General features: G+C 67.4%; 6 protein-coding genes. 4 read left to right on the forward strand and 2 right to left on the reverse strand.

Annotated features, from left to right (window positions below):
- Window positions 1-131: 131 nt before the first annotated feature.
- On the reverse strand, window positions 132-770 hold the full coding sequence (locus ACZ5SK_RS48330) for a TetR/AcrR family transcriptional regulator (protein ID WP_361700500.1): 639 nt from the start codon (window positions 768-770) through the stop codon (window positions 132-134).
- Between the two features lie 88 nt (window positions 771-858).
- Here ACZ5SK_RS48330 and ACZ5SK_RS48335 point away from each other — a divergent pair, with 88 nt between their 5' ends.
- Window positions 859-1,746, forward strand: coding sequence for an SDR family oxidoreductase (locus ACZ5SK_RS48335; RefSeq protein ID WP_334579879.1), 888 nt, complete (start codon window positions 859-861; stop codon window positions 1,744-1,746).
- A gap of 367 nt (window positions 1,747-2,113) precedes the next feature.
- Here ACZ5SK_RS48335 and arsM read toward each other — a convergent pair whose 3' ends face one another.
- On the reverse strand, window positions 2,114-3,010 hold the full coding sequence (arsM, locus tag ACZ5SK_RS48340) for an arsenite methyltransferase (protein ID WP_334579880.1): 897 nt from the start codon (window positions 3,008-3,010) through the stop codon (window positions 2,114-2,116).
- Window positions 3,011-3,114: 104 nt separating this feature from the next.
- On the opposite strand from arsM, the gene ACZ5SK_RS48345 reads away from it, so the two are divergent.
- The 3 genes from ACZ5SK_RS48345 to ACZ5SK_RS48355 are packed head-to-tail and all read left to right on the forward strand — an operon-like array spanning window position 3,115 to window position 4,703.
- Window positions 3,115-3,492 carry an ArsR/SmtB family transcription factor gene (locus ACZ5SK_RS48345; RefSeq protein WP_334579881.1) on the forward strand — a complete coding sequence of 126 codons (378 nt, stop codon included), beginning with the start codon at window positions 3,115-3,117 and terminating at the stop codon, window positions 3,490-3,492.
- A complete protein-coding gene (locus ACZ5SK_RS48350) occupies window positions 3,489-4,229 on the forward strand; it encodes an MIP/aquaporin family protein (protein WP_334579882.1) in 741 nt (246 codons plus the stop codon). The genes ACZ5SK_RS48345 and ACZ5SK_RS48350 overlap by 4 nt, the downstream gene beginning before the upstream one ends.
- Window positions 4,230-4,253: 24 nt before the next feature.
- Window positions 4,254-4,703: an arsenate reductase ArsC gene (locus ACZ5SK_RS48355; protein ID WP_334579883.1), complete on the forward strand. Its 450-nt coding sequence runs from the start codon at window positions 4,254-4,256 to the stop codon at window positions 4,701-4,703.
- The last annotated feature ends 107 nt before the right edge of the window (window positions 4,704-4,810 follow it).

A 4,810-nucleotide genomic window follows, 5' to 3' on the forward strand; every position in this document is an offset into this window, starting at 1 on the left:
AACTTCGCCCGAGCACGGTTCACTTCATGTGCGTCCACACCTTCAACATGCCCCCAGACAGGACTCACAGGCAGACGTAACGGAGTCCTACTAGGGCCTGCCGGAAGTTAGAAGCTGTTGTCTTTTGACAGCTACTGACTCCGCAGCTGGGCGGTGAACAGCGGCTCCAGGGTGTTCAGCATGAGCGTCTTGGCACGCTCGACTCCGCCCGCGACTCTGCCAGCCATCGTCAGCGACACACATCCGTGAAGGAAAGCCCAGACAATGTCGACCGCCCCGGTGGGGTCGGCCAGCTCGGCGCCCCTCGCCTCCGCAATGCTCTCCAGGGCGGTGCGGAGCGTTCGGAAGGCAGCCTTGGCCTCAAGGGGGGTCTCGGCTGTGCCGAAGGGCACGCCGTCCATGCCGTTCATCGCCTGGTAGAGCTCGGACGAGGTGAACGCGAACGCCCAGTACGCCTCTGCCATCGCGGCGAGCCGTTCTGGTGCCGGGCTCTGTGCGGCCACCTTCAGCTGGTCGGTGAGCTCGGCGAAGCCGACCATCATCAGCTCGATGAGCAGCGACTCCTTGCTGGAGAAGTACTGGTAGAGGATCGGCGCCGTGTATTCGAGTTTTTCAGCGATGCGGCGGATCGTGACCGCGTTCCAGCCGTCTTCTGCCGCAATGTTCCTGGCCGCTTCCAGCAGCCGCGCGCGCATCTGCTGACGCTCCCGTTCACGCCGCTTCTGGCTCGCGCTCGGCTCGGGCTGCGCGGGCTTGGCTCTGGTCGTCACGCGTTCGTCCTCCCATTGACACCGGAAGCCTATCGCAGATTATGTTTCTAACATCGATAGCTTTCTGGACACTGTTAGGGAGCCAAGCGTGATCGTTGTCTTCGGCGGTACCGGCAAGGTCGGCCGCCAGATCGTGGACCAACTGCGCAACGACAGGCACATGGTGCGCGTCGTCACCCGCGATCCCTCCTCAGTGAGGGGCGCCGGGGACGTCGAGGTCGTCGCGGGCGATCTGCACGACAGACAGTCGCTCGTGCGGGCCGTCACCGGCGTCAGCGCGATCGTCTGCACCGCTCAGGGCGGTGGCGGCAATGGAGCGAACGGTCCCCGGGGCGTTGAAGGCGCGGGCATCCCGAGCCTCATCGGCGTCGCACAGGACGCCGCGATCGAGCACTTCGTGTACTTCTCGACCGCAAGTGCCCGCCCCGACAGCCCGGTCGAGTTCTTCCGTCTCAAGTTCGAGGTCGAGCGCACGCTGCGTACCAGCGGACTGCCGTTCTCGATCCTGCGGCCCACCCACCTGATGGACACCTGGGTGGAGATGCTCGCAGAGTCGATCACCAAGAAGGGGAAGGCCATGGTGCTCGGCTCGGGCGCCAACCCGGTGTCGTGGGTGGCCGGCGAGGACGTCGCTCGGGTGGCGGCGGCGCTGGCCGTACGCCCAGGTGAAGGCTGGTCCGCCGACCTTGGTGGACCCGAGGCGCTGACGCTCACCCAGGTCAACGAGCTCATTGCGGCTTCACTGCGCACGCGGATCAAGGCAGAGAACAAGATGCCGCTCGGCATGCTCCGGGTGATGAGCACACTGATGAAGCCGTTCAACCAGGCCCTTGCCCGGCAGATGCAGATGGGCGTGCTGCTCGACACCCAGCCGCAACTCGTCGACTCCAGCGCGGTCTGGGCCCGGTACGGCCGGCCGCTGTCGCTGTCGGCCTGGCTGGAGCGCAACCGGCCGGGCGTCGCGGAAGGCGTCTGATGCACGCCGCCTTCGGCTGAAGTAGGTCGTCCAGAACAGCGGGAGGTTGTTCGCATTCTTGGACATGGACGCCGGTGGCAACGGATCCGGCCGCTTGTACTTCAGCTCGTCCATGCGGCGCAGGGATGCCAAGTAATCTTCGCTGGGTTGCTGCTGCCCTGGTTTTTTCTCGGCCTTCTCTCTTCTCTTGGACGCGCTTCCTTTCGGCCACGGCTGGAACGCCGCTGTCGCCGCCTGGGGGTGCGCCGGGGATTCTCTCCGAGGTGGAAGTGGGTCTGACCCCGTCGTCTGCCTGAGAACGGCCTCTGCGAACTTCTGAGCCCCCTCCTTGAATTCGCCATCGGGAGGGGGCTCGGTCGGGTCCGGATCAGCTCTGACAGCCGCAGCCTGATGCCGCCTTCGCCGCGCTGACGCCGACGGTGGGGTCTGCCGACGTCTCGGCCTCGGTGCAGCAGGCGTTCACTCCGCAGCATGTGTCCGTCGACGTGTCCGTCCGGGGGCCGGGCTGCGGAGTCACCGCCGGCTTGGACGCGCGGATGATCGCGGAGTGCATGCCGTCGGCGACCGGATGCGTCGGAACGATCTCGATGCCCGTGAACCCGGCCGCTTCCAGTCCTGCGCGGTACTCCTCGAAGGAGAGGGCGCCCGCGATGCACCCCACGTAGTCGCCGCGCTCCCCGCGCTGGGCCGGGGTGAGTGAGTCGTCGGCGACCACGTCGGACACGCCGATCCGACCGCCCGGCCTGAGTGCACGGTAGGTCTCGGCGAAAACGGCGGGCTTGTCGGTGGACAGGTTGATCACACAGTTGGAGATCACGACGTCGATGCTGTTCGCGGGCAGGGGGATCGCCTCGATGGTGCCCTTGAGGAACTCGACGTTCGTCGCGCCGGCCTTCTCGGCGTTGGCGAGGGCCAGGGTCAGCATCTCGTCGGTCATGTCGAGGCCGTACGCCTTGCCGGTAGGGCCTACCCGGCGGGCGGAGAGCAGCACGTCGATGCCGCCACCGGAGCCGAGATCGAGGACGCGTTCGCCCTCGCGCAGCTCGGCGACGGCGCTGGGGTTGCCGCAGCCGAGGGAGGCGGCCACGGCCTCGGCGGGCAGGGACTCCCGCTCGTCGGCGGCGTACAGGGTCGAGCCGAAGTTCTCGTCGACCTCGATGGGCTGAGGCCCGCAACAGGCGGTGCCTCCTTCGCTGACCTGCACGGCCGCAGCCGCGTAGCGCTGACGGACGGTTTCCCGTAGGTCGGTGGACTGGTCGGACATGGATCACTCCTGGGTGACTGGGCATGGCGGCGCCCTGAACGGCTTGTATTGACGTTCGTTGATTCAACCTTGCGTCTTGGTTCGAAAAACGTCAACATAGAAGCATGTCGAATCAAGAGCTGAAGATCCTCGGTCAGGACGGGGATGGTTCCTGCTGCGAGGGACTGGCCACTGCGCCCCTGGACGAAGAGCGGGCGGCCGACCTGGCAAAGATCTTCAAAGCCCTGGGCGACCCGGTGCGTCTGCGGCTGGTGTCGATGATCGCCTCGCGAGAGGGCGGCGAGGTGTGTGTCTGTGAGCTGACCCCTGCCTTCGACCTCTCGCAACCGACGATCTCGCACCACCTGAAGCTCCTCAGGCAGGCGGGGCTCATCGACTGCGAGCGCCGCGGTACCTGGGTCTACTACTGGGTGCTGCCCGATGCCCTCGACCGCTTGGCCGGATTCCTGGCCATGCCGCAGACGGCAGAGGTGTCCGCGTGAGCGCGCCCCTGGGCCGCCGCGTCGCTGCAGAGGCGGTGGGTTCGGCCGCGCTGGTCGCGGTGGTCGTCGGCTCGGGGATCCAGGCGACCGAACTCTCACAGGACGTGGGGGTCCAACTGCTCGCCAACTCCACTTCCACGGTCTTCGGACTGGCCGTGCTGATCCTGCTCCTCGGGCCGGTCTCCGGCGCGCACTTCAACCCGGTCGTCACCCTCGCAGTGTGGTTCACCGGTCGCAGGAACGCGGACGGGCTGAGTCTGCGGGAGGTGGCCGCGTACGTTCCGGCGCAGATCGCGGGGGCCGTCGCCGGCGCGGTCCTGGCCGATGCCATGTTCTCCGAACCCCTGGTGAAGTGGTCCACTCATGACCGCTTCGCAGGGCACCTGTGGCTCGGGGAAGCGGTGGCGACCGCCGGACTGGTTCTGCTGATCTTCGGCCTGAACCGGACGGGGCACGAGCGATTCGCTCCGGCCGCTGTGGCGTCCTTCATCGGGGCCGCCTACTGGTTCACCTCCTCCACCTCCTTCGCGAACCCTGCGGTGACCATCGGCCGGATGTTCACCGACACCTTCGCCGGGATCGCCCCGACCTCCGTCGCGCCGTTCATCGCGGCTCAACTGGTGGGTGCTGCCGTCGGTTTGAGCCTGGTGGCGTTGCTTTTCGGGCCCGCCGCTCCTGCCGAAACCGAGGTCGTCATGCCGCAGGGCGACACCGAACTCGCTGCTTCTCCTCGCTGAACCGTCTGCCAAGGGATCTCCGCCATGAGCGACTCCACTCCGCGCCCCTCCGTTCTGTTCGTCTGCGTCCACAACGCCGGGCGCTCTCAGATGGCCGCCGCCTTCCTCACTCACCTCGCCGGGGAGAAAGTGGAAGTCCGCTCGGCCGGCTCTGCCCCTGCCGACACGGTCAATCCGGTGGTGGTGGAAGCGATGAACGAAGTCGGCATCGACATCTCCGCCGAGACACCGAAGGTCCTCACGGTGGAAGCCGTGCAAGCGTCCGATGTCGTCATCACGATGGGGTGCGGAGACGCCTGCCCTGTCTTCCCGGGAAAGCGATACCTCGACTGGCAACTCGACGATCCGGCCGGCCAGGGCGTCGATGCCGTCCGCCCGATCCGGGACGAGATCGAGCAGCGCATCCGTGTCCTGATGAACGAGCTGATCAGCAGCAGGCGGGGAGCGGGCACGGTCACTGACTCGCGGCCATGAGCCGTCAGGGGTGTGGGGGGGGGGGGGGGGGGGGGGGGGGGGGGGGGGGGGGGGGGGGGGGGGGGGGGGGGGGGGGGGGGGGGGGGGGGGGGGGGGGGGGGGGGGGG

It is taken from the genome of Streptomyces sp. NPDC031474 (genome assembly GCF_055581185.1).